Raw genomic sequence first — 715 nt, forward strand, 5'->3', positions numbered from 1 at the left:
TGGATAGGCTACAATTAACTAGACAGAAAAATTAAGGTGTGTAGACTAGAAGAAAACATACCAGGAGGAATTTTTATGTCTAAGAGAACACAAAGAACTTTTTCACAAGAATTCAAGCAACAAATCGTCAATCTTTACTTAGCTGGAAAGCCACGTGTAGAAATCATTCGAGAATATGAACTAACGGCTTCAGCATTTGACAAATGGGTAAAGCAATCTAAAACGAGTGGTTCATTCAAAGAAAAAGATAATCTTACGCCTGAACAAAAAGAATTGTTAGAACTACGTAAAAGAAACCAGCAATTAGAAATGGAAAATGATATTTTAACGCAAGCAGCGCTGATATTCGGACGAAGAGACAAGTAATCGATGCGAATAAGCATCTTTACCCTATATCAGTGATGTGCAGAATATTAGGTCTATCACGTCAGTCCTATTATTATCAATCAAAACCAAAGAAAGACGAATCAGAACTTGAAGAAGCAGTCGCTGAAGAATTTATCCGCAGCCGAAAGGCCTACGGCTCAAGAAAAATAAAAAAAGCCTTATCAAAACGAGGCATTCAGATCAGCCGACGAAAAATTAGTAGAATCATGAAAAATAGAGGATTAAAATCGAGCTATACTGTTGCTTATTTTAAAGTACATCATTCTACTTGCAATGAAGCCAAAACGACAAACGTATTGAATCGTAAATTCTTAAGAGACAACCCATT

1 pseudogene is annotated in these 715 nt (G+C 35.4%); it reads left to right on the plus strand.

Features of this window, described 5'->3' with window-relative positions:
* Positions 1-75: 75 nt before the first annotated feature.
* Positions 76-715 (plus strand): annotated as a pseudogene (locus RV17_RS13330) (IS3-like element IS1485 family transposase); the annotation flags it as partial.

Source organism: Enterococcus thailandicus (assembly GCF_001886265.1).
GTDB lineage: Bacteria > Bacillota > Bacilli > Lactobacillales > Enterococcaceae > Enterococcus_B > Enterococcus_B thailandicus.